Here is a 19,881-nt window from a genome sequence, read left to right on the forward strand (position 1 = left end):
GCACCCCACAATGGGGGAGTGAACGAGTCGATACCTGTCATCCGGGACGTGGACCAGGGCACCGCCAGACTCCTGCCCGACGTGGACCGGGACAGGGCCTGGCTGCTCACCGTCGACGGTGCACCCCAGTCGTACGTCGACCTCGACGCGCCGGACCACCTCGAATTCGAGTACGCGCGACGGCTCGCCCATGTCGTGGACTGCGCCGCGGCACCGGGCGCACCGCTGGACGTACTCCATCTCGGCGGTGGCGCGCTCACCCTGCCCCGCTATGTCGCCGCGGCCAGGCCGGGCTCCCGCCAGGACGTCGCCGAGGCCGACCTCGGGCTCCTCGCCCTGGTCGCCGAGCATCTGCCGGTCCCCGACGCCGGCGGGATCACTGTGCACGGCGCGGACGCGCGCAGCCGGCTGGAGCAGACCCCGCCCGGCTCCGTCGACGTGTTGATCGCGGATGTCTTCGGCGGCTCGCGAGTGCCCGCCCACCTCACCACCGTCGAGTACGCACAGGCTGCCCGTCGGGCGCTGCGCGACGGCGGAATCTACGCCGCCAACCTCGCGGACGGCGCACCCTTCGGCTTCCTCCGCTCCCAACTGGCCACCTTCGCGGCCGTCTTCGAGGAGATCGCACTGATCGCCGAACCGGCGGTGCTGCGAGGCCGGCGCTTCGGCAACGTCGTTCTCGTCGCGTCCCGAAGCCCCATCGACACGGCGACGCTGACCCGCCGCTGCGCCGCCGACGCCTTCCCCGCCAGGGTCGAGCACGGGACCTCGCTGGACCGGCTTGTCAAAGCTGCCCGGCCGGTCAGGGACGGCGAGGCGGTCGCCTCACCCGAGCCGCCCGACGGAGCCTTCAGCATCGGCTGATGCCGGGCCCTGCGTCTTGGCCGTCACCACCTCGGTGGTGACGGGGGCGCGGGTCAGATTGCGTACCTCGGGTACGAACAGCACGGCGCCGGTGACCAGTACGATCAGCCCCGCGCACCCCCACAGGGCCTCACCGCGCCCCACCAGGGCCTCCACCGGACCGGCGAGCGCGGTGGCGACCGGCATCATCGCCACCGAGCCGAACCAGTCGTACGCCGAGACGCGCGACAGCTTCTCCTCCGGGATCTCCTGATGCATGGCCGTCATCCACGAGACCCCGAACACCTCGATGGCGACCCCGCTGACGAACATCACCACGCAGAGCCCGGCCACCGGCAGCGGCACCGCGAGTCCCGCCGACGGCAGGGCCAGCGGGAACACACAGAGGGTTCCGGCCAGCAGCAGCCGCCGGGGCCTCCAGCGCATCATCAAGAGCGCCCCGCCCAGCGTGCCGACCCCGAACGCGGCGAGCGCGAAGCCCCAGGGACGGGCGCCACCGAGCTCGTCCCGGGCGACCAGCGGCCCGTACACCGACTCGGCGGCCCCCACCGCGGCTACCACCACCGAGAACTGCGCCACGATGCTCCACAGCCAGGGGCGGCCGATGAACTCCTGCCAGCCGTCCCGCAGATCGGCGAGCAGGCCGCCGCCCGGTGCGCGCGACGGAATGTGGCTGACGTCCAGGAAGGCGCGCAGCGCACCCGCCACCGCGAAGGACGCGGCATCGATGGCCAGCACCCAGCCCGGGTCCATCGCCGCGATCATGGCGCCCCCCAGCGCCGCACCGCCGATCGCGGCGCCCTGCATGGACATCCGGAAGAGGGCGAAGGCGCGGCTCGCCTGCTCACGGCTGACGCTCGACATCAGCATGCCCTCGGCCGCCGGGTTGAAGAACGCCTGCCCGGTGCCGCACAACGCGGTGAGCAGCATCATCTGCCACAGCTTCGGATCACCGGCCAGGACCAGCCAGGCGAAGGCGGCCTGCGAGACGCAGTTGAGGGCGTTCGCCGCGACCATCACCCGGTGGCGCGGCAGCCGGTCCGCGATCGCCCCGCCGATCAGCAGGAAGAGCACCAGCGGTGCGGTCCTGGCGGCGGCCACCAGACCGACGTCACCGCCGTCACCGCCCGACTCCAGAACCGCGAACGCCGCCGCGATCAGCGCGCCATGGGTGCCCAGGCCCGTGATGATCGCGGCGGCGGTCAGCAGACGGTAATTGCGGCCGGGGCGGCTCATGAGGGGTGCGGGGGCGGAAGCGGCAGTCACCGAGGGACTATCGCCGCTACGACCCCGCCTTGCCAAATGCTTTCCCGGAGGCGGTGAAGACGGTCAGGACGACGGGGCGACGTCCACCAGCCGCACGGTGCTCAGGATCTGCTGGATCGTCGTGTCCGGGAGCTCGTCCTTGACGGAATCGGCTCCGTACAGGACCCAGGAGGCGAACTCGCCCTTCTTGTTCTTGAAGGTGAAGGCGATCGTCTTGCCGTCGCTGTCACACTTCTTCCGCTTCGTGACATTGGGCGCGGTGGCCGTGACGACCTGGCCGGTCAGACCTGACTTGGTGGTGTACTGCCTGGCCGGCGTGAACTTGATGGTGCTCTGCGGCATGTGCTGCGCGTACGCGGCCCACGCCCAGGTGCCTGCCTCGCTGTGGGCGTTCTTGGCGGCGTCGGTGGCGCCCTCGGCGCCCCTGGTACCGGCACTGGCGAGGCTCATGTTCTCCATGGTGCCGTCCTTGTCGGTGTCGTCCACGCACCACTTCTTCTGGTAGAACGACGGCGCGGAGAAGCCGATGAGGGGCGAGTGGTCCCCCTTCTTTTCGTCCTCGAAGTACGAGGCCGTGCCGGGATTGCCGACCTCCCAGTCGCCGGGCACGTCGAACTGCGTGCCCCACTTGGGATTGGTGACGACCTTCCAGCCCGCGATCAGTGGCTTGGCGTCCCCGTCGGTGCCGCGCGGGTTCGCTTCGGGTGAGGACGCGGAATCGGACGGCTTGGCGGGCGCCGACGAGTTCTTGTCGTCGGCGACGTCCTTGCCCTTGTTGCCGTCCTTGTTCATCACGACGACCCCGGTGACCACGGCAGCCACGACGACGGCGGTGGCCGCGACGATCGCGATGACGGTGGTCTTCTTCTTGCTGCCGTCGGGCTGCGGACCACCGGGCGGACCGGGGACCGCGTACTGCGGCACGGTCTGCTGCTGGTACGGGTTCGGCTGCGGGTAGCCGGGCTGTTGGCCCTGCTGCGGATACCCCGGCTGCTGTCCGGGCTGTCCCTGCTGCTGATATCCCGGCTGCTGATAGGGATTCGGCTGCTGGTACCCCGGCTGCTGATACGGGTTCTGATTCTGGTCCTGCGGGTTTTGCTCGCCCCCGGGCGGCTGCTGTCCTGGCCACATGGCGAGTAACGATAGAGGGGCGGTGGCCGGTCTGCTACGCCCGCCCCCGTGAGCGGACGGTGAAGGATGCGATCAGTGGACGGGGCATGGGGACCCGGGGATGGCCAAAAGGATCTACTCGTGAGTAACATTTCGACATGAGCGCTGAACAGATGACCGTCGGCGAGATGCTCGCCGCGACGGTTCCGATGGCCCGGACCCTCAATCTCGAGTTCCTGGAGACGACCGCCGAGCGTGCGGTGGTCCGACTGCCGGACCAGGCCGACTACCACAACCACATAGGCGGACCCCACGCAGGCGCCATGTTCACGCTCGCGGAATCGGCGAGCGGCGCGATCGTCATGGCCGCCTTCGGCGACCAGCTGTCGCGTGCCGTGCCGCTGGCGGTGAAGGCGGAGATCGGTTACAAGAAGCTGGCCATGGGTGTCGTCACCGCGACGGCGACCCTCGGCCGTCCGGTGGCCGATGTCGTCGCCGAGCTCGACGAGGGCAAGCGGCCCGAGTTCCCCGTTGTCATCGAGATCCAGCGCGCGGACGGTGCGGTGACCGGTGAGATGACGGTCGTCTGGACGCTGCGTCCGAACGCCTGATACGGGACGGTTCCGTGAAGTGCCGCCGCGCACCCCATGAAGGGGGCGTGGCGGCTTTTCGCGCTGTTCGGGCAGTTGGCGGGACAGGTAGCATTCCCGCCGTGCGCCGAGGAGTTGGCCGGCGGGCAACGGGACATCAGTACGGGAGGAACCGGCGTTGCACATCCAGGAATGGCTGGAGACCGTCCCCGCGGTCAGCGTTTACGTCCTGGTGGGCGTCGTCATCGGGCTGGAGAGCCTCGGAATTCCGCTGCCTGGCGAGATCGTCCTGGTCAGCGCGGCGCTGCTGGCCGCCGGGCACGACGGAATCAACCCCTGGATCCTCGGGGCCTGCGCCTCGGCGGGCGCGGTCATCGGTGACTCGGCCGGATACGCCATCGGCCGCAAGGGCGGACGGCCGCTTCTTGCCTGGCTCGGCGGGAAGTTCCCCAAACACTTCGGGGAGAGCCAGATCGGCATGGCGGAAGGGTCGTTCCACAAGTGGGGCATGTGGGCGGTGTTCTTCGGCCGCTTCGTCGCACTGCTGCGGATCTTCGCGGGTCCACTGGCCGGCGTCCTGCACATGCCGTACTGGAAATTCCTGATCGCCAACCTGCTCGGCGGCATCGTCTGGGCCGGCGGCACCACGGCCGTCGTCTACTCGGTGGGAGTCGTCGCCGAGGCCTGGCTCAAGCGGTTCTCCTACCTCGGCCTGGTGGTCGCGGTGCTGATCGGTGTGACCTCGATGCTGGTGCTGAAGAACCGGGCCAAGAAGGCGGCGGCACAGGGGCCGGTCGTCTCCGCGCCCGACACGGGGACCATACCGGTGGCGGACTGACCGGTCGTACCGCCGCGACCGACTGACCGGGGACGGTGCGGGCGCGCGGAAACGGCCGACGCTTCCGTTCGCCCGACCGCCACCGCCCCTTGGTTCCGTTGCGTTCCGCTCAGCTCTCGTGTGCCTGGCGGTGTGCCTTGGCCAGCTCCACATAGCCCACCGCGTTGAACTTGATCCCTTCCAGCTCCTCCTCGGTCAGCTGCCGCTTGACCTTGGCGGGTACGCCCGCGACGAGCGATCCCGGCGGCACCTGCATCCCCTGCGGGACCAGCGCCTGTGCCGCGATCAGTGAACCGGCGCCTATGCGGGCGCCGTTGAGCACGGTGGACCCCATGCCGACCAGCACGTCGTCCTCGATGGTGCAGCCGTGGAGTACGGCGTTGTGCCCGACCGAGACGCGCTCGCCGACTGTGACGGGGAACCCGGGGTCGACGTGGACGCTGCAGTTGTCCTGGATGTTGCTGTCGGCGCCGATGACGATGGGACCGCAGTCGGCACGCAGTACTGCGTGGTACCAGACGCTGGAACCCGCGGCCATCGTGATCTCACCGATCACGACCGATGTCGGTGCGGTGAAGGCCTCCGCATCGATGTCCGGTTCCTTGCCGCCCATTCCCGTGATCAACGCCTGCTCTGCCATCGCCCGTTCCTCCGTGCCCCGGTGCTGTGTGGTCGCGGTCGTCCGATCGCAGCAGCTCGGTCGCCGCTGTTCGATCGCGTCGGAGGAACGGTATGCGACGGGCGGTGGAGCGCCGCCGAGTGGGGTGAACATCACAGGCTGCCGCGGTGATCACGCCGGGCGCCGCCGACTACCGTGTGCGAGTGCCCAAGAACAGGAACATGTTCTCTTCCCTCGCCGCCTGGCGGCGGCGCGCCCTGTCCCGGGCCGTCCACCGCGGCTGGCGCTGGGTGCAGGAGTCGGGTGCGGTCACCGCGGAACACCCCGGCCGGCTGCGGTTCGGCCGGATCGGTGCAGGTACCCGGCTGGCCTTCCCGCAGGGCACGGTCTTCGGGGAGCCATGGATCGAGCTCGGTGCCCACTGTGTGATCGGTGAACAGGTCACACTGACGGCCGGGCTCATGCCCGACCTGGACCTCGGATCCGAGCCGATCCTGACCCTGGGGGACGGAGTGGTGCTCGGCCGCGGCAGCCATGTCGTCGCCGACACCAAGGTGACCATCGGCTCGGACACGTACTGCGGGCCGTACGTCTACATCACGTCCACGAACCACAGTTACGACGATCCGCACGAGCCGGTCGGCAGGCAGTGGCCCCGAATGGAGCCGGTCGCCATCGGGCCGGGCTGCTGGATCGGCACCGGAGCGGTGATCCTGCCCGGGGCCACACTCGGGCGCAACGTGGTGGTCGCCGCGGGTGCGGTGGTGCGGGGTGAGGTGCCCGACCATGCGGTGGTGGCCGGTGCTCCGGCCCGTGTCGTTCGCAGTTGGGATCCGGAGAAGGGCTGGCAGCCGCCGCTGCGCACCCCTGCTCCGGTGCCGATCCCGTCGGGTGTCACGCCCGAACAGCTGCTGGCCCTGGCGGAACCGGGCGAGACATCGGGCCCGTCCGGCGACTGATGGGCGGTGGGGCGCCGGATGCTCAGCCGGTCGCCAGCAGCACCGTGCCCACCAGGGCGAGACCGGCCCCGGCCGCCTGCACCCCGCGCAGCCGTTCCTTGAGCACTCCGCGCGCGGCCAGGGCCGTGACCACCGGATAGAGCGAGGCGAGTACGGCGGCCACGGTGACCGGGCCGTGCTGTGCGGCCATCGAGTACGTGCCGTTGGCCGCGACATCCGCGAGCCCGACGAACACCAGGGCGGGCAGCGCGGCCAGCACCACGGCGGCCCCGCCCTCCTCCGGCAGCGCGCGTGCCCCGCGGCGCACCGATACGTACAGGGCGCCGCCGCCCACCGCGATGTTGGTGAGGCGCTGGACGAAGAGCGCCAGGAACAGCCCGGTCACCGTCGTGGACGCCTCCGCGATCAGGGACATCACCGACCCGAAGCCGAACGCTGCCACCAGGGTCAGCAGCACCGCCCGGCGCTGCACCGGCGCCCCGCGCAACTGTGGACCACCGGCCAGCACGATGCCCGCCACGGCGACGCCGACCCCCGCGAACTGGAGAAGCCCCGGCCGCTCCCCGACGATGAGCCCGATGCTCACCGGCACGGCGACACCCAGCGATCCGAGCGGGGAGACGACCCCCATCGGGCCGAGCGCCAGGGCCTTGTAGAAGCTCAGCATCGCAACCGGCCCGACGGCGCCGGCCGCGACGGCGAACCAGAGCTGCGGGCCCGCCTCGCTCCAGCCGCCGGTCGCGATCACGATGACGCCGAGAACGACGGCCGCGGCGGTCTGCGAGACGACGACCACGGTGAGCGCGGGCGTACGTCGCGTGAGCAGCCCGCCGCCGAAGTCGGCCAGCCCCCAGAGCAGGCTGGTGGCCAGGGCGAACAGTGCTGTCATTGCGTGCCTCGCAGTACAGTGCGATGAACGGTTGGGTACACCACACCGTAGTGCAGTATTTTCGACCCTGTCATCCAAAATATTGGACGGAATGTGTCTGACCTCGATCAGCTCACCCAGTCGCTCGCGCGCAATCTCAAGCGCTGGCGGGGGGAACGCGGCTTCACTCTGGACGCACTCGCCGCCCGTGCCGGGGTCAGCCGCGGCATGATCATCCAGATCGAGCAGGCCCGCACCAACCCGAGCGTCGGCACCACGGTCAAGCTCGCCGACGCGCTGGGTGTCAGCATCACGACACTGCTCGACTACGAGCAGGGCTCACCGGTCCGGCTGGTGCCCGAGAGCCAGGCGGTGCGCATGTGGTCCACGGAGGCGGGCAGTTCCACCACGCTGCTCGTCGGCACGGAGGCCAGGGGGCCGCTCGAACTCTGGTCATGGCGCCTGATGCCGGGCGACAGCAGCGCCTCCGACCCGCACCCCGAGGGCACCGTCGAACTGCTCCACGTCACCGCGGGCGAGCTCACGCTGATCGTCGACGGAACCTCGTACTCCGTACCCGCCGGTGGGTCCGCTTCGTTCGAGGCGCATCACCCGCACTCCTACCGCAACGACGGCTCCGAGCCGACCGAGGTCACCATGGCCGTCTCCATCCCGCCCGTACGGTGAGACGGTCAACCGGCCGCCTTCGAGACGCTGTTAGCGTTGCGCATATGCGCGCACCCATCGGATCCTTCGAGAATGCCTGCCCGGCGGTCGACCGCCTCGACCTGCTCACCGAGCCCGTCGCCGCAGCCGTGAGCGAAGGCTGGGGCGGTGTCCCCGCCGCGCAGATCATTCACGTCGACACGGATCCGGCCATCGCCGACACGGCGGTCTTCGTCGAGCACCACGGCGCGGAGCTGCTCGACCGGTCGGCCAACTGCGTCGTGGTGGCGGGCAAGCGCGGCGGCGAAGTGACACTGGCGGCCTGCCTCGTCCTCTCCCACTCCCGTGTCGACGTGAACGGCGCGGTCCGCAAACACCTGGGCGCACGCAAGGCGTCCTTCGCCCCGATGGACACGGCAGTCGGTGAGACCGGCATGGAGTACGGCGGAATCACGCCGATCGGACTCCCGGCCGCTTGGCCGCTGCTGATCGATCCCGCCGTCGTCGACGAGGAATGGGTACTGATCGGCAGCGGCAGCCGGCGGGGCAAGCTGATCGTCCCGGGCAAGGCGCTGGCGGCGCTGCCGGGCGCGGTGGTCGTCGAGGGTCTGGGCGTCAGGGTCTGAGGTTCTCAGCCGTGCGCTCGGCAGAGGGTCTGAACGGGCACTCCGCCCCGATGTGACGGCAGCCAGCTGGACGCGAAGTCGACGGCGTCGGTGAAGCGGAAGAGCCGACTCGTTGATGACCCCACCGGGCCGGTGCGGACAGCCGCGCCGTTGTCCGAGCGGGCGAAGTCCGCTCCCAGGGCCGCGAAGTCGCTGTCGTCCAGCGCGACGTCCTCGTACTCCCACCACTGGCGCCGGCCCCCGGACGTCACCACGCAGCGATAGGTGCGCCGGGGCGGGGCGGGCACCCGGTACTCGCCGAGATGGAACGCGGTGCAGGTGTCGAACCCGGTGCCCAGCAGGAGCACCTGGGCCCGCAGAGCGTAGAGCCGGGCCAACGGGGAGTCCTCGCCGAGATGGCAGTCGGGGCGGTGGTGCGCCACCAGTTTCCGGGCCGAGGGGCCGAGCGCGGCGAAGGATGTCTGGGGGTGGAGGCTGCGCGCCGCCCCCTCGGTGAGCCGCACCGCCTCCGCGAGGCGGCCCATCGACGGTGCGGCCGATGTCGCCGGGTCGAAGGGCGGCATGGTCGCCCGTACGGCGTCCCGGGCCCGGTCGGTGAGGCCGCGCACCCGGTCGAGGTAGTGCGAGGAGGTGTCGGAGTTCTCCGGGGTGAAGGCCGGGACGACAAGGGTGCCGTGCCCGCCGAGGGCGTCCCGTAACGCAGCGACCACTGCCCGGACCCCGCCGCTCACCGACCCCACCGCACGCATCGACGCATGCACCAGGAGGACGCCGCTCCGTTCCACGCCCAGCTCGGACAGTTGCCCCGCAAGCGTGGTTCGGCTGTGGCGGACGGTCGGCGCAGTGGTAGTACTCACAGCGGGTCATTCTCCCAGCCGGGCGCCGAGTGTGACACCACGCACATTCGGACGAGAGACAGGGGTGCTGCGGCTACCGGCTCAGCGCGGGAATCTCGATGGCCGGGCAGCGGTCCATGACCATGTCGACCCCGGCTGCCCGCGTGCGGTCGTACGCCTCGGTGTCGACCACGCCGAGCTGGAACCAGACCGCCCTCGCGCCCGCCGCCACCGCATCGTCGGCCACGCCGCCCGCAAGCTCGCTGTTGACGAAGACGTCCACCACATCGACCGGGAACGGAATGTCGGCCAGCGAGGCGTAGCCGTCCTCGCCATGGACCCGCTCCGCCTTCGGGTGCACCGGGACCACCCGCTTGCCGAAGCGCTGAAGCACCTCGGCGACGCCGTAGGCCGCGCGCGACCGGTTGTTGGACAGGCCCACCACCGCCCAGGTCTCGCCCGTGTCCCGGAGAATCCTGCGGATCGTCTCTGCGTCTGCGTACATGATCGGCACAACGGACAGTGGCCCCGGACCATTCCCGGCCGGGGCATAGGGTGGCCGGATGCAGGAGCAGTACCGGACAGTCGCCCGAGCGGGCGTGCACGAGAGCGAGATCAACAGGTCGCGCTTCATCTGCGCGCTCGCCCCCGCCGCCACCGAGCAGGAGGCGCAGGACTTCGTCGCACGCATCCGCAGGGAACACCCGACCGCCACCCACAACTGCTTCGCCTATGTGATCGGCGCCGACGCCTCCGTGCAGAAGGCGAGCGACGACGGCGAGCCCGGCGGCACCGCGGGCGTACCCATGCTGCAGATGCTGACACGCCGTGAGATGCGGTACGTCGTCGCCGTCGTCACCCGCTACTACGGCGGTGTGAAGCTCGGCGCGGGCGGACTGATCCGGGCGTACGGGGGAGTGGTCGGGGAGGCCCTCGACGAACTCGGCACCATCGTCCGGCAGCGGTTCCGCCTTGCCACGATCACCGTCGGCCATGAGCGCGCGGGCAAGCTGGAGAACGACCTGCGAGCCACCGGGCGGAGTGTCCGCGAGGTCCGCTACGCGGAGGCGGTCGTCATCGAGATCGGGCTGCCGGACGCCGATGTCGAGGGATTCCGCGGCTGGCTGGCGGACGCGACAGCGGGCGAGGCCGGGCTGGAACTGGGCGGCGAGGCGTACGGGGACGCCTGACCGGGTCCTCACGTCCCCACAGCTGTCCCCGGGGACCCCCGGGTGCTGCCGGGGCCTGATCCGCCCCACGGGAGGATGGGCGCATGACGCGACTCCTGACGAGCAGTGATCTCTTGGCCGTCCTCGATCCGGAAGCCTCACTGAAGGCCCTGCGGGACGGCTTCTGCCAAGCCGATTCCTCGGCGGTCACCGGGCAGCGCGTGCGCACGGATCTCCCCTTCCCGGGCACGGCGACGGCCCTGATACCCGGGCTGCTGCCGGGCATTGATGCGTACACCGTCAAGGTCAATGCCAAGTTCCCGGGCGCCCGGCCGGCGCTGCGCGGTGTGATCTGTCTGCACAGCGGCCGGGACGGCGAACTCCTCGCCCTTCTCGACTCCGCCACCGTCACGGCATGGCGGACCGGACTGGCCGCTGCCCTCGGCACTCATGTCACCGCCGCTCCCGACCCCGCGGGCGAAGCGGTGCTGGGCGTCGTCGGCGCCGGCGCACAGGCCGAGATCATGGTCCGCGGACTGCGGAGCCTGCGGAGCTTCCGGGATCTCGTGGTGCACGACACCGATCCGGAACGCGCAGCGGAATTCGCCGCCCGGCATCACGGCCGGGTCCTCGGCTCCGCGACCGAAATCGCTGCGGCCACGGATGTCGTCCTGCTCTCCACCTGGTCACGCACACCCGTGCTGAGCCTCGCCGACAGCCACCCCGGACAGCACTTCACCACGCTCGGCGCCGATGAACCCGGCAAGCAGGAACTCTCCGCCGACCTGCTCGCCGCCGCCCTCCTCGTCGTCGACGACCGTGAGCAGGCCGCGGCGATGGGCGCCCTTGCCGCAGCGGGGCTGCCGGCCTCCGCCGCCGACGCCACCCTCGGCGAACTGCTCGGCGGCGCGCATCCCGGCCGCACCTGCGGCACGACCCGTTCCGTATACGCACCCGTCGGGCTCCCCTGGCAGGACCTGGCCGTCGCCTGGGACGTGTACCAGCAGGCGGAACGGCTCTCGATCGGAACCCGGATCGATCTTCTCGGCTGAAGGCCCCGGCGGCGCCCGGCGGTGATGGGAGACTGTGGTCGGAGAGGAAACAGGGGCTCACCGGTGCCGACGTGGTCGGTGCAGACAACGAAGGACCGTGCCGGCCCGGTGTGATCACGGTGCGTGGCAGACACGGGCCCCAGGGGCGGAGGAAGAGAACAATGCAGGTCGGAGCCGGTTCTTGAGAATTCTGCACACGTCGGACTGGCACCTGGGGCGGTCGTTCCACCGGGTCTCTCTGCTCGAAGCCCAGGCCGCCTACCTGGACCACCTGGTGGCGACGGTGCGCGAGCACGAGGTGGACGCGGTCCTCGTCGCGGGTGATGTGTACGACAGGGCCGTCCCGCCGCTGTCCGCGGTCGAGCTCTTCGACGATGCACTGCACCGGCTCGCCGCCGCCGGTGTGCCCACCGTGATGATCTCCGGGAACCACGACTCCGCACGCAGGCTGGGCGTGGGCGCAGGCCTGATCGGGCGGGCCGGAATCCATCTGCGTACCGACCCCGCCCACTGCGCCACCCCCGTCATCCTGCGCGACGCACACGGCGACGTGGCGTTCTACGGACTGCCCTACCTGGAACCCGCCCTGGTGAAGGATGTCTTCAAAGCGGAGCGCGCCGGGCACGAGGCGGTGCTGACCGCAGCCATGGACCGGGTACGCGCAGACCTCGCGAGCCGCCCGGACACCACCAGGTCCGTGGTGCTCGCCCACGCCTTCGTCGCGGGCGGCGAGCCCAGCGACAGCGAGCGCGACATCACCGTCGGCGGAGTGGCTGCCGTACCCGCCGGAGTCTTCGACGGCATCGACTACGTGGCGCTCGGGCATCTGCACGGCTGTCAGACCGTCACCGATCGGGTCCGCTACTCGGGCTCGCCGCTCGCGTACTCCTTCTCCGAGGTCGCCCACCGCAAGACGATGTGGCTGATCGACCTCGACGCCTCGGGAACCATCGCCGCTGAGCGCATCGACTGCCCGGTACCCCGTCCGCTCGCCAGACTCCGCGGCCGCCTCGACACCCTCATCGACGATCCCGCGCTGGAGCAGTACCGGGAATCCTGGGTGGAGGCCACGCTCACCGACCCGGTGCGCCCGGTCGAGCCGATGGCCCGCCTCGTCGAGCGGTTCCCGCACACACTCAGTCTCGTATTCGAACCCGACCGGGCCCCCGACGACCCGCTCGCCTCGTACGCACAGCGCCTCAAGGGGCGCGACGACCAGCAGATCGCGGAGGACTTCGTGGCACATGTGCGGGGCGGGTCCGCAGCGGACGAGCGGGAGCGAACGGTGCTGCGCGGCGCCTTCGACCACGTGCGGGTGGACGACAGCGTGCGCGAGGTGAACCGTTGAGACTCCACAGGCTCAGCCTCACCGCCTTCGGGCCGTTCGGCGCCACCCAGGACATCGACTTCGACGCACTCTCCTCGGCCGGGCTCTTTCTGTTGCACGGGCCGACCGGCGCCGGGAAGACCTCGGTCCTCGACGCCGTCTGCTACGGCCTCTACGGCGCGGTGCCCGGCGCCCGCCAGAGCCCCGGCACTTCGCTGCGCAGTGACCACGCCCCGGCAGACCTTCCCACCGAGGTCACGCTGGAACTGACCGTCGGCGGCCGGCGCCTCGAGGTCACCCGGCGCCCCGCACAGCCCCGCCCCAAGAAGAAGGGCAACGGCTTCACGACGGAGAAGGCCCAGAGCCGGCTGCGGGAGTACGACCCCGACGACGGCTGGCAGCCGCTGAGCCGCTCGAACCAGGAGATCGGCGAGGAGATCACCCAGCTCATCGGGATGAGCCGGGACCAGTTCTGCCAGGTGGTGCTCCTGCCGCAGGGCGACTTCGCACGCTTCCTGCGCGCCGACGCCGAGGCGCGCGGCAAACTGCTCGGCCGGCTCTTCGACACCCGCCGGTTCGCCGCAGTCGAGGAGCGCCTGGCCGAGCTGCGCCGTACCGCCGAAGCGCAGGTCAGGGCCGGGGACGAACGCATCCTCGCGGTCGCCCAGCGGATCGCGCAGGCCGCCGGACCGGCCTCCCATGAGTTGCCGCTGCCCGACATCCAGCCCGGCGAGCCGGGGCTTGCCGGTGGTGTGCTGGAGTGGGCCGCGACGGCCCGCAGCAGCGCCCGGGAGCGGCTCGACATCGCCGAGTCCGTACTGGCCATGGCCGAAGGCCGGCAGTCGGCCGCCCGCCTGGCCCTCGACAGTGAGCGCGAACTCGCCAGGCTCCAGCAGCGTTACGAGGACACGCAGCGCCGTGCCGCCGCGATCGAAGCCGGCCGTCCCGACCACGACGGACACCACGAACGGCTCGCGCGGGCCCGCAAGGCGGACCTCGTCGCCCCCGCACTGGAGCTGCGCGACGATGCCGAGCGCGCGTATCGCACGGCCCGTGAGGCCCGTGACCGCGCCCGTGCACTGCTGCCCGGCACCCTGGCCGACGCCGGTGCCGAGCAACTGGCGGAACTGGAGCGAAGGCTGCGGCAGGAGCTCGGCGGGCTCGACGCCGCGAAGCGCGCCGAGCGGCGCAGCGCGGAGATCGACGCCGAGCGGGCCGGACTGGAGCGCCAGGCCCGGGCCGACGACGAGCTGATCCACGAGGCGAGAGGCTGGCTGGCCGGCTGGGAATCGACGCGCCACGACCTGCGGGCACGCATCGAGGAGGCTCAGGAAGCAGCCACTCGGGCCGAACAGCTCGCCGGCCGGCTGGAGCCGGCCCGCGCACGGCTGGAAGCGGCCCGCCGCCGCGACGCTCTGGCCATTCAGGCGTCGGCCGCCGCCGAGCGGCTGGCCGCGGCCCGTGAGCAGGCCTCGGGCGCCCACGAGTCGTGGCTGGGGCTTCGCGAACGACGACTGCGCGACATCGCCGCGGAGCTGGCCGCGGAGCTGGTGGACGGCGAGGACTGCAAGGTATGCGGCTCGGCCGACCACCCCAAACCCGCCCGCGCGGCCGACGGGCATGTCGACCGGGCCACCGAGGAGAGGGCTCTCGACGGGTACCGGCGGGCCGAGGAGGCGCGCACGGAGGCGGACCGGGAGCTCGGGGTCGTGCGCGAGAAATACACGGCGGCCCGTGTCGCCGCACAGTCGGCCGTGCCGCAGCCGAGGGACGGCGCTGAGCCGGCTGTGTCCGGGCGGATGGCCGGGGTCGTTGCTGCCGAGTCGGCTGCCTCCGGGACGGCAGTGGGGCTTGTTGCCACTGAGTCGGCTGCGCGGCAGCCGGTGGCCGGGGCCGAGGTCGTTGCCACTGATGCAGCCGGTTCCGAGCAACCCCTTCCCGGTGCCGCCACCGACCCCGTCGCCGACCCCACCGTCGCCGAACTCGGCGCCCTCGTCGACCGGTTGACGCGCATGCATGCCGAGGCACACCGGACCGCCGCCGGTATGCACGCGGCGCGCGAGGCCCTCGCAGCCGCCGAGCGGGAACAGGCCGAGCGCCTTGAGAGCCGGCAGCTGGCCGAGCGCCGGGCCGCGGCCCGCACTTCCCTGCGGGAAGGTCTGGACCGTGAACAGGACGCGCTGGAGGCCGAGTTGGCGTCCGCCCGCGGAGAGTCCGGCAGCGTCGCCGAGCACGCCGACCTGCTGGAGCGCCGGGTCGGCCTGCTCGCCGCGGCCGCCGAGGCGGTGCGGGAGGAGGAGGCGGCCGCGCAGCGCCGCAAGGAGGCCGACGGCCGGCTCGCGGACGCCGCGTTCCGGGCCGGGTTCGACACCCCGCAGGCCGCGGCCGCGACCCTCCTCGCCGATGCCGAACAACGCGAACTCCAGCGTCTCATCGACGCCTGGCAGTCCGAGGCGGCCGCCGTCGCCGACCGCCTCGCCGAGACCGAGACCCGAGCAGCAGCCGACGGCCCGCGAGCCGGGGTCGATGTCGCGCGGGCCGTACACGACATGGCCGAGCGACAGCTGCGGGACGCCTCCGCGGCACTGGCCGCCACACGCGAGCGCTGCGCCGAGCTCGACCGGCTGTCGCGCAGCGCCGCGGACGAGGTGCGCAGGCTCGGTCCGCTGCGTGAGGAGTACGACCGGGTGGCACGGCTGGCCGGGCTCACCGCCGGTACTTCCGCGGACAACGAACGCAAGATGCGGCTGGAGTCGTACGTGCTCGCAGCACGGCTCGAACAGGTCGCTGCGGCCGCCACCGCACGGCTGCAGCGCATGTCGTCCGGCCGCTACACGCTGGTCCACTCCGATGCCCGCACCGGAGGCCGTAGGTCGGGCCTCGGCCTGCATGTCGTCGACGCGTGGACCGGCCGCGAGCGCGATACGGCGACACTCTCGGGCGGCGAGACGTTCTTCGCCTCTCTCGCCCTCGCGCTCGGCCTCGCCGATGTCGTCACCGACGAGGCGGGCGGCGTACGGCTGGACACCCTCTTCATCGACGAGGGCTTCGGCAGCCTGGACGACCAGACCCTCGACGAAGTGCTCGACGTACTGGACTCGCTGCGCGAGCGGGACCGCAGCGTCGGCATCGTCAGCCATGTCGCCGATCTGCGCCGCCGTATCCCCGCACAGCTCGAAGTGGTGAAGGAGAGGCACGGATCGGCGGTACGGCACCGCACCACGGGCGAGGTCGTCGGCTGGTCGAAAAACCCGGGTCGCGCGCCGGACGTCCGACGCGATTGACGCGGCAGCTCTGGCCAACATCTTGCGGGGCGGCATGGACGCGCACCGGCCATGGCCCGCTGACCCGGAACCGGCCCAGGCCATTGCCGTCCTTGCACGAGCCCAGCAGGACGTGGTCTGGGACCGGGGCCAGGAACAGAACAGGCTTTGCTCGCAGCTGCGCGAGTTCTGCCCGACGGTCCTGGCCGCCGGCTGCATCGGTACTCGCTGCTGCCGCTTGACGCCTTGGCGAGGCGGGATGTCCACCGCCTCGCCGCCAACCGCGCACGAGCTGAACGAGTCGAAGCCACCTGATGGTGTGGCCGGGAAGCTCTGGACCCGGCTGACAACAGAACAGCCAAGTACCGGCCGTACACCGGCTGTTGGCGCTACCCGGCCTGTCACACCGCCCGGTTAGCCTGTTCCGCATGACTGAGAATCGGTTGATCAAAAGCAGCATGATTCCGTCCGGCTCGCCAATACGGGACTTCGCCGTGGCCGATGTGAAGGGGCGTCCACTGGTGGTGTGCGCCGACTGGTACAGCGATGTCTCGGCGTGGGACCTGCTGGGCGACGAGTGGATGAAGCGGCCTCTGGCGAAGTTCGACAACGGGGCGTACGGGATACCTGTGTACCCGGACTTCGAGCATGTGGCCGCAGACGTCGTCGATGGGCGGGTGCTGTTCGCTGCGGGCGGCCAGCACCAGGGTCCGGGCCTGTGGGATTTGATAAGCGGTGATCTGCTCAGTGCCCCGTCGGAGTTTCACACCCGTTCTCATGCGGTTGCCATGACTCGGGTGGATGGGCGCACGGTTGCCGTGGCGGGTGGGGGCGCGCCCAAGGTGTGGGTATGGGATCCGTCGGATTCCGAGGTGGAGCCGTGGGGGCCTTCGGACGACGAGTTCTCGGAGGAGCAGGAGCCTCTGGAGCTTCCCGGACACGCGGACGACATGTGTGGTCTCGTGACGGGGCGGCTCGATGGGCGGACGGTCGTTGTGTCGGGCGGCGGCAGCACAGTTGTGGTGTCGGACCTTGAGTCTGCGGGCCTGATCCATGAGTGGTCTGCCGGTGCGATGGTCCACGCTGTGGCGCTGTCCGAGATCGGTGGCCGTCCAGTCGTGCTGGCGACGACCGATGTCGGTGAGATACGGATCTGGGATCCGGTTGACGGCGGGTCGGTCGGGAATGTGCCCACCGGTCATGGGGATCGTATTTCTGCCTTGGACGCCGCTGTGGTAGGCGGTCGGACAGTCGCTGTGACCGGCAGCGACGACGGGACGGCGCGGATCTGGGATCTTGCCGGTGGCCGGCAGGTCGGGTCACCACTGGCCGGACACGGCGGCGAGATCTGGACCGTGGCGATAACACCGGTGGATGGCCGGCACGTCGTTCTGACGGCGGGCCGGGACGGCATCGTACGTGTCTGGGACCCTGCGAACTGACAGCATCGACCGTGTGTCCGACGTTTCCTGAGGGCCGGACGCATGCCCCCTCCCGGCCGCTCCCGCCCGGGACGCTCCACCAGGAGTGCCGAAAGCAGGAGAGGAGGGGGCGCGAAGCGGGTCAGAGCTTGGACAGCTCGTCCACGAGATCGTCGAGTCCGAGCGGCCCCTGCGACAGGGCGGCCATGTGCCAGGCCTTGGCGTCGAACGCGTCACCGTGTGCCTTGCGGGCGTTCTCCCGGCCGAGCAGCCAGGCGCGTTCGCCCAGCTTGTAGCCGATGGCCTGCCCCGGCATCGAGAGATAGCGCGTGAGTTCGCTCTCCACGAAGTCGGCCGGACGGCCGCTGTGGTTGCCGAAGAACTCCTGGGCCAGCTCAGGGGTCCACCGCTCGCCGGGGTGGAACGGGGAGTCCGCGGGGATCTCCATCTCCGCGTGCATGCCGATGTCCACGATCACCCGGCAGGCCCGCATCATCTGCGCGTCCAGATAGCCGAGGCGGCGCTCGGCGTCCGGCAGGAAGCCGAGCTCGTCCATGAGCCGCTCCGCGTACAGCGCCCAGCCCTCGGCATTGGCGCTGACACCGCCGATCGACGCCTGGTAGCGGGAGAGGCTGTCGGCGACATGCGTCCACTGGGCGATCTGCAGGTGGTGGCCCGGCACACCCTCGTGATACCAGGTGGAGACCAGGTCGTACACCGGGAAGCGGGTCTCGCCCATGGTGGGCAGCCAGGTGCGGCCGGGGCGCGAGAAGTCCTCGGACGGGCCCGTGTAGTACGGGGCCGCGGCGCCGCCGGGCGGGGCGATGCGGGACTCCACCTTCCGTACCCGTTCGGCGAGTTCGAAGTGCGTCCCGTCGAGGGCCTCGATCGCCTCGTCCATCAGACTCTGCAGCCAGGCCTGGACCTCATCGACCCCCTCGATGTGCTTTCCGTGCACATCGAGATGGGCCAGCGCCTCCCAGGGACCTGCACCGGGCAGGACCTTTTCGGCCTCGGTCTTCATTTCGGAGAGCAAGCGGTGGTACTCGGACCAGCCGTACGCGTACGCCTCGTCGAGATCCAGGTCGGTGCCGTTGAAGTAGCGCGACCAGCGCGCGTACCGCTCACGGCCCACAGTGTCCGGCGCGCCCTCGACCGCAGGGGCGTACACATCGCGCATCCAGTCGCGCAGCGCCGCGACCGACTCAGTGGCACGGCGGGCGCCGTCGTCCAGACCGGTACGCAAAGACGCCGGGCCGGCGGCAGCGAAGTCCTGGAAGAATCCCGTTCCGCCGTCGCCGGACCACTCGTCGAGCTGGTCGATGAAGGTGGCCGTGGCGCGCGGGCCGCCGAACAGCTTGCGCTCCAGGCCGAGCGCGAGCGACTCGCGGTAGCCCTCCAGCGCGGCGGGAACCGCTCGCAGCCTGTCCACGACCGCCGCCCAGTCCTCGTCGGTCTCGGTCGGCGTCACCGTGAACACCTCACGGATGCTGTGCGCCGGGGAGGCGAGGTTGGAGACCGTGCGCAGCCCCTCATCGGCCTCATGGACGGCGAGTTCCGCCGTGAGGCGCTCGCGCAGCAGGCGGCCGCATCGGCGCTCGGCATCGCTGTCCGCGCCGAGCAGCTGTTCAGCGGCATCGAGCTTCGCCAGGGTGGTGCGGGCGAGCTCGGCACGAGCTTCCTGCCCCGCGGGGGAGAAGTCGGGAAGGCGGCGCGAGCTTTCCGCAACACCCAGATAGGTGCCGGCGATCGGGTCGAGTTCGATGAATGCGTCGACGTAGGCGTCGGCGACCTGACGGGGCAGCGCACTGCTGAGAATGTCTGACATGCGGACATCCTCGTACGGCGGGGGCCTCGGCGTCATCATCATTCGGCCTCAGTGGCTTGTCCCGGCCGATTCTGCGGACGGTGGCAGCAGAGGTCCGCACTCCCACTGCTGGAATATCAGCCGGGTCTCGACCCTGGCAACTTCGCGGCGTGAGGTGAATTCGTCCAGCACGAGGCGCTGCAGATCCGCGGTGTCGGTGACCGCGACATGGACCAGGTAGTCGTCGGGGCCGGTCAGATGGAAGAGCGCGCGGGACTCGGGCAGCGTCCTGATGCGCTCGACGAACGGGCCGATGAGCTCTCTGCGGTGCGGGCGGACCTGTACGGAGAGCAGCGCCTCCAGGCCGCGGCCCAGCTTCGCCGGGTCGAGACGCAGCTGATGGCCGAGAATGACGCCGGAGCGGCGCAGCCTGGTCACCCGGTCCAGACAGGTCGACGGTGCGACCCCGACCTCGGCGGCCAGTTCGCGGTAGGTGGTCCGGGCATCGTTCTGCAGCAGTCGCAGAATATGCAGGTCCACCGGGTCCAGAACGACTGAATCGGGCATCTGCCGAACGTAGCACGGGTCTTTCGCATGAAG

Annotated in this window: 20 protein-coding genes; 12 read left to right on the forward strand and 8 right to left on the reverse strand. The window is 70.7% G+C overall.

Annotated elements, in window-relative coordinates; all coding sequences use genetic code 11:
* Window positions 1-18 precede the first annotated feature (18 nt).
* Window positions 19-864: a spermidine synthase gene (locus ACFVYE_RS21935; RefSeq protein WP_383958671.1), complete on the forward strand. Its 846-nt coding sequence runs from the start codon at window positions 19-21 to the stop codon at window positions 862-864.
* Here the strand turns inward: ACFVYE_RS21935 and ACFVYE_RS21940 are convergent.
* Window positions 826-2,100, reverse strand: coding sequence for an MFS transporter (locus ACFVYE_RS21940; protein WP_383958742.1), 1,275 nt, complete (start codon window positions 2,098-2,100; stop codon window positions 826-828). The two genes, ACFVYE_RS21935 and ACFVYE_RS21940, sit on opposite strands and share 39 nt — an antisense overlap.
* Window positions 2,101-2,193: 93 nt before the next feature.
* Complete coding sequence (locus ACFVYE_RS21945) at window positions 2,194-3,261, reverse strand: hypothetical protein (protein WP_383958669.1); 1,068 nt, start codon at window positions 3,259-3,261, stop codon at window positions 2,194-2,196.
* A gap of 152 nt (window positions 3,262-3,413) precedes the next feature.
* Between ACFVYE_RS21945 and ACFVYE_RS21950 the strand changes: the two genes are divergently transcribed.
* Both ACFVYE_RS21950 and ACFVYE_RS21955 read left to right on the forward strand, forming a co-directional pair.
* Window positions 3,414-3,851: a DUF4442 domain-containing protein gene (locus tag ACFVYE_RS21950; protein WP_383958740.1), complete on the forward strand. Its 438-nt coding sequence runs from the start codon at window positions 3,414-3,416 to the stop codon at window positions 3,849-3,851.
* Between the two features lie 157 nt (window positions 3,852-4,008).
* Window positions 4,009-4,668: a DedA family protein gene (locus ACFVYE_RS21955; protein ID WP_383958667.1), complete on the forward strand. Its 660-nt coding sequence runs from the start codon at window positions 4,009-4,011 to the stop codon at window positions 4,666-4,668.
* Window positions 4,669-4,777: 109 nt separating this feature from the next.
* Here ACFVYE_RS21955 and ACFVYE_RS21960 read toward each other — a convergent pair whose 3' ends face one another.
* Window positions 4,778-5,308, reverse strand: a complete 531-nt coding sequence (locus ACFVYE_RS21960) for a gamma carbonic anhydrase family protein (RefSeq protein ID WP_382902067.1) — start codon at window positions 5,306-5,308, stop codon at window positions 4,778-4,780.
* Window positions 5,309-5,490: 182 nt separating this feature from the next.
* On the opposite strand from ACFVYE_RS21960, the gene ACFVYE_RS21965 reads away from it, so the two are divergent.
* Window positions 5,491-6,246: an acyltransferase gene (locus tag ACFVYE_RS21965; protein ID WP_383958664.1), complete on the forward strand. Its 756-nt coding sequence runs from the start codon at window positions 5,491-5,493 to the stop codon at window positions 6,244-6,246.
* A 22-nt stretch (window positions 6,247-6,268) separates the two neighbouring features.
* Here ACFVYE_RS21965 and ACFVYE_RS21970 read toward each other — a convergent pair whose 3' ends face one another.
* Window positions 6,269-7,135 (reverse strand): EamA family transporter, encoded by an 867-nt coding sequence (locus ACFVYE_RS21970; protein ID WP_383958662.1) that lies wholly within the window; start codon window positions 7,133-7,135, stop codon window positions 6,269-6,271.
* Window positions 7,136-7,228: 93 nt separating this feature from the next.
* Between ACFVYE_RS21970 and ACFVYE_RS21975 the strand changes: the two genes are divergently transcribed.
* Entirely contained in the window at window positions 7,229-7,801 is a 573-nt protein-coding gene (locus ACFVYE_RS21975; RefSeq protein WP_389606960.1) for a helix-turn-helix domain-containing protein, read from the forward strand.
* Window positions 7,802-7,845: 44 nt separating this feature from the next.
* Complete coding sequence (locus tag ACFVYE_RS21980) at window positions 7,846-8,406, forward strand: YbaK/EbsC family protein (protein ID WP_389606962.1); 561 nt, start codon at window positions 7,846-7,848, stop codon at window positions 8,404-8,406.
* A 5-nt stretch (window positions 8,407-8,411) separates the two neighbouring features.
* Here the strand turns inward: ACFVYE_RS21980 and ACFVYE_RS21985 are convergent, their stop codons facing one another.
* Together ACFVYE_RS21985 and ACFVYE_RS21990 are read right to left on the reverse strand one after the other, a co-directional pair.
* Window positions 8,412-9,263, reverse strand: a complete 852-nt coding sequence (locus tag ACFVYE_RS21985) for an aminoglycoside N(3)-acetyltransferase (protein WP_383958657.1) — start codon at window positions 9,261-9,263, stop codon at window positions 8,412-8,414.
* 73 nt (window positions 9,264-9,336) lie between these two features.
* A complete protein-coding gene (locus ACFVYE_RS21990; RefSeq protein WP_383958655.1) occupies window positions 9,337-9,747 on the reverse strand; it encodes a CoA-binding protein in 411 nt (136 codons plus the stop codon).
* Between the two features lie 58 nt (window positions 9,748-9,805).
* Between ACFVYE_RS21990 and ACFVYE_RS21995 the strand changes: the two genes are divergently transcribed.
* The 6 genes from ACFVYE_RS21995 to ACFVYE_RS22020 all read left to right on the forward strand — a co-directional run bounded on the left by ACFVYE_RS21995 (window position 9,806) and on the right by ACFVYE_RS22020 (window position 17,495).
* The gene (locus tag ACFVYE_RS21995; protein WP_383958653.1) at window positions 9,806-10,432 is read left to right on the forward strand and encodes a YigZ family protein; all 627 of its coding nucleotides are present in this window, start codon (window positions 9,806-9,808) and stop codon (window positions 10,430-10,432) included.
* Window positions 10,433-10,515: 83 nt separating this feature from the next.
* Complete coding sequence (locus ACFVYE_RS22000; RefSeq protein WP_383958651.1) at window positions 10,516-11,463, forward strand: ornithine cyclodeaminase family protein; 948 nt, start codon at window positions 10,516-10,518, stop codon at window positions 11,461-11,463.
* Window positions 11,464-11,644: 181 nt separating this feature from the next.
* Window positions 11,645-12,811, forward strand: coding sequence for an exonuclease SbcCD subunit D (locus tag ACFVYE_RS22005; protein ID WP_383958649.1), 1,167 nt, complete (start codon window positions 11,645-11,647; stop codon window positions 12,809-12,811).
* Window positions 12,808-16,074: an AAA family ATPase gene (locus ACFVYE_RS22010; protein ID WP_389606966.1), complete on the forward strand. Its 3,267-nt coding sequence runs from the start codon at window positions 12,808-12,810 to the stop codon at window positions 16,072-16,074. Before ACFVYE_RS22005 ends, ACFVYE_RS22010 begins: the two co-directional genes overlap by 4 nt.
* A 19-nt stretch (window positions 16,075-16,093) precedes the next feature.
* Complete coding sequence (locus tag ACFVYE_RS22015; protein ID WP_389607028.1) at window positions 16,094-16,471, forward strand: hypothetical protein; 378 nt, start codon at window positions 16,094-16,096, stop codon at window positions 16,469-16,471.
* Complete coding sequence (locus ACFVYE_RS22020) at window positions 16,437-17,495, forward strand: WD40 repeat domain-containing protein (RefSeq protein ID WP_389606968.1); 1,059 nt, start codon at window positions 16,437-16,439, stop codon at window positions 17,493-17,495. The genes ACFVYE_RS22015 and ACFVYE_RS22020 overlap by 35 nt, the downstream gene beginning before the upstream one ends.
* A 121-nt stretch (window positions 17,496-17,616) precedes the next feature.
* On the opposite strand, the gene ACFVYE_RS22025 is transcribed toward ACFVYE_RS22020, so the two are convergent.
* The gene (locus ACFVYE_RS22025; RefSeq protein WP_389606970.1) at window positions 17,617-19,302 is read right to left on the reverse strand and encodes a DUF885 domain-containing protein; all 1,686 of its coding nucleotides are present in this window, start codon (window positions 19,300-19,302) and stop codon (window positions 17,617-17,619) included.
* A gap of 48 nt (window positions 19,303-19,350) precedes the next feature.
* A complete protein-coding gene (locus tag ACFVYE_RS22030; protein WP_383958638.1) occupies window positions 19,351-19,848 on the reverse strand; it encodes an Lrp/AsnC family transcriptional regulator in 498 nt (165 codons plus the stop codon).
* Window positions 19,849-19,881: the final 33 nt, after the last annotated feature.

Source organism: Streptomyces sp. NPDC058239, from assembly GCF_042882185.1.
Taxonomy (GTDB): Bacteria; Actinomycetota; Actinomycetes; order Streptomycetales; family Streptomycetaceae; genus Streptomyces.

Bases quoted from the DNA above. Each gene is read 5' to 3' on its own strand.
- ACFVYE_RS21940 (WP_383958742.1), bottom strand. From the start codon at position 2,100: ATGAGCCGCCCCGGCCGCAATTACCGTCTGCTGACCGCCGCCGCGATC.
- ACFVYE_RS21945 (WP_383958669.1), bottom strand. From the start codon at position 3,261: ATGTGGCCAGGACAGCAGCCGCCCGGGGGCGAGCAAAACCCGCAGGAC.
- ACFVYE_RS21950 (WP_383958740.1), top strand. From the start codon at position 3,414: ATGACCGTCGGCGAGATGCTCGCCGCGACGGTTCCGATGGCCCGGACC.
- ACFVYE_RS21960 (WP_382902067.1), bottom strand. From the start codon at position 5,308: ATGGCAGAGCAGGCGTTGATCACGGGAATGGGCGGCAAGGAACCGGAC.
- ACFVYE_RS21970 (WP_383958662.1), bottom strand. From the start codon at position 7,135: ATGACAGCACTGTTCGCCCTGGCCACCAGCCTGCTCTGGGGGCTGGCC.
- ACFVYE_RS21980 (WP_389606962.1), top strand. From the start codon at position 7,846: ATGCGCGCACCCATCGGATCCTTCGAGAATGCCTGCCCGGCGGTCGAC.
- ACFVYE_RS21990 (WP_383958655.1), bottom strand. From the start codon at position 9,747: ATGTACGCAGACGCAGAGACGATCCGCAGGATTCTCCGGGACACGGGC.
- ACFVYE_RS21995 (WP_383958653.1), top strand. From the start codon at position 9,806: ATGCAGGAGCAGTACCGGACAGTCGCCCGAGCGGGCGTGCACGAGAGC.
- ACFVYE_RS22000 (WP_383958651.1), top strand. From the start codon at position 10,516: ATGACGCGACTCCTGACGAGCAGTGATCTCTTGGCCGTCCTCGATCCG.
- ACFVYE_RS22025 (WP_389606970.1), bottom strand. From the start codon at position 19,302: ATGTCAGACATTCTCAGCAGTGCGCTGCCCCGTCAGGTCGCCGACGCC.
- ACFVYE_RS22030 (WP_383958638.1), bottom strand. From the start codon at position 19,848: ATGCCCGATTCAGTCGTTCTGGACCCGGTGGACCTGCATATTCTGCGA.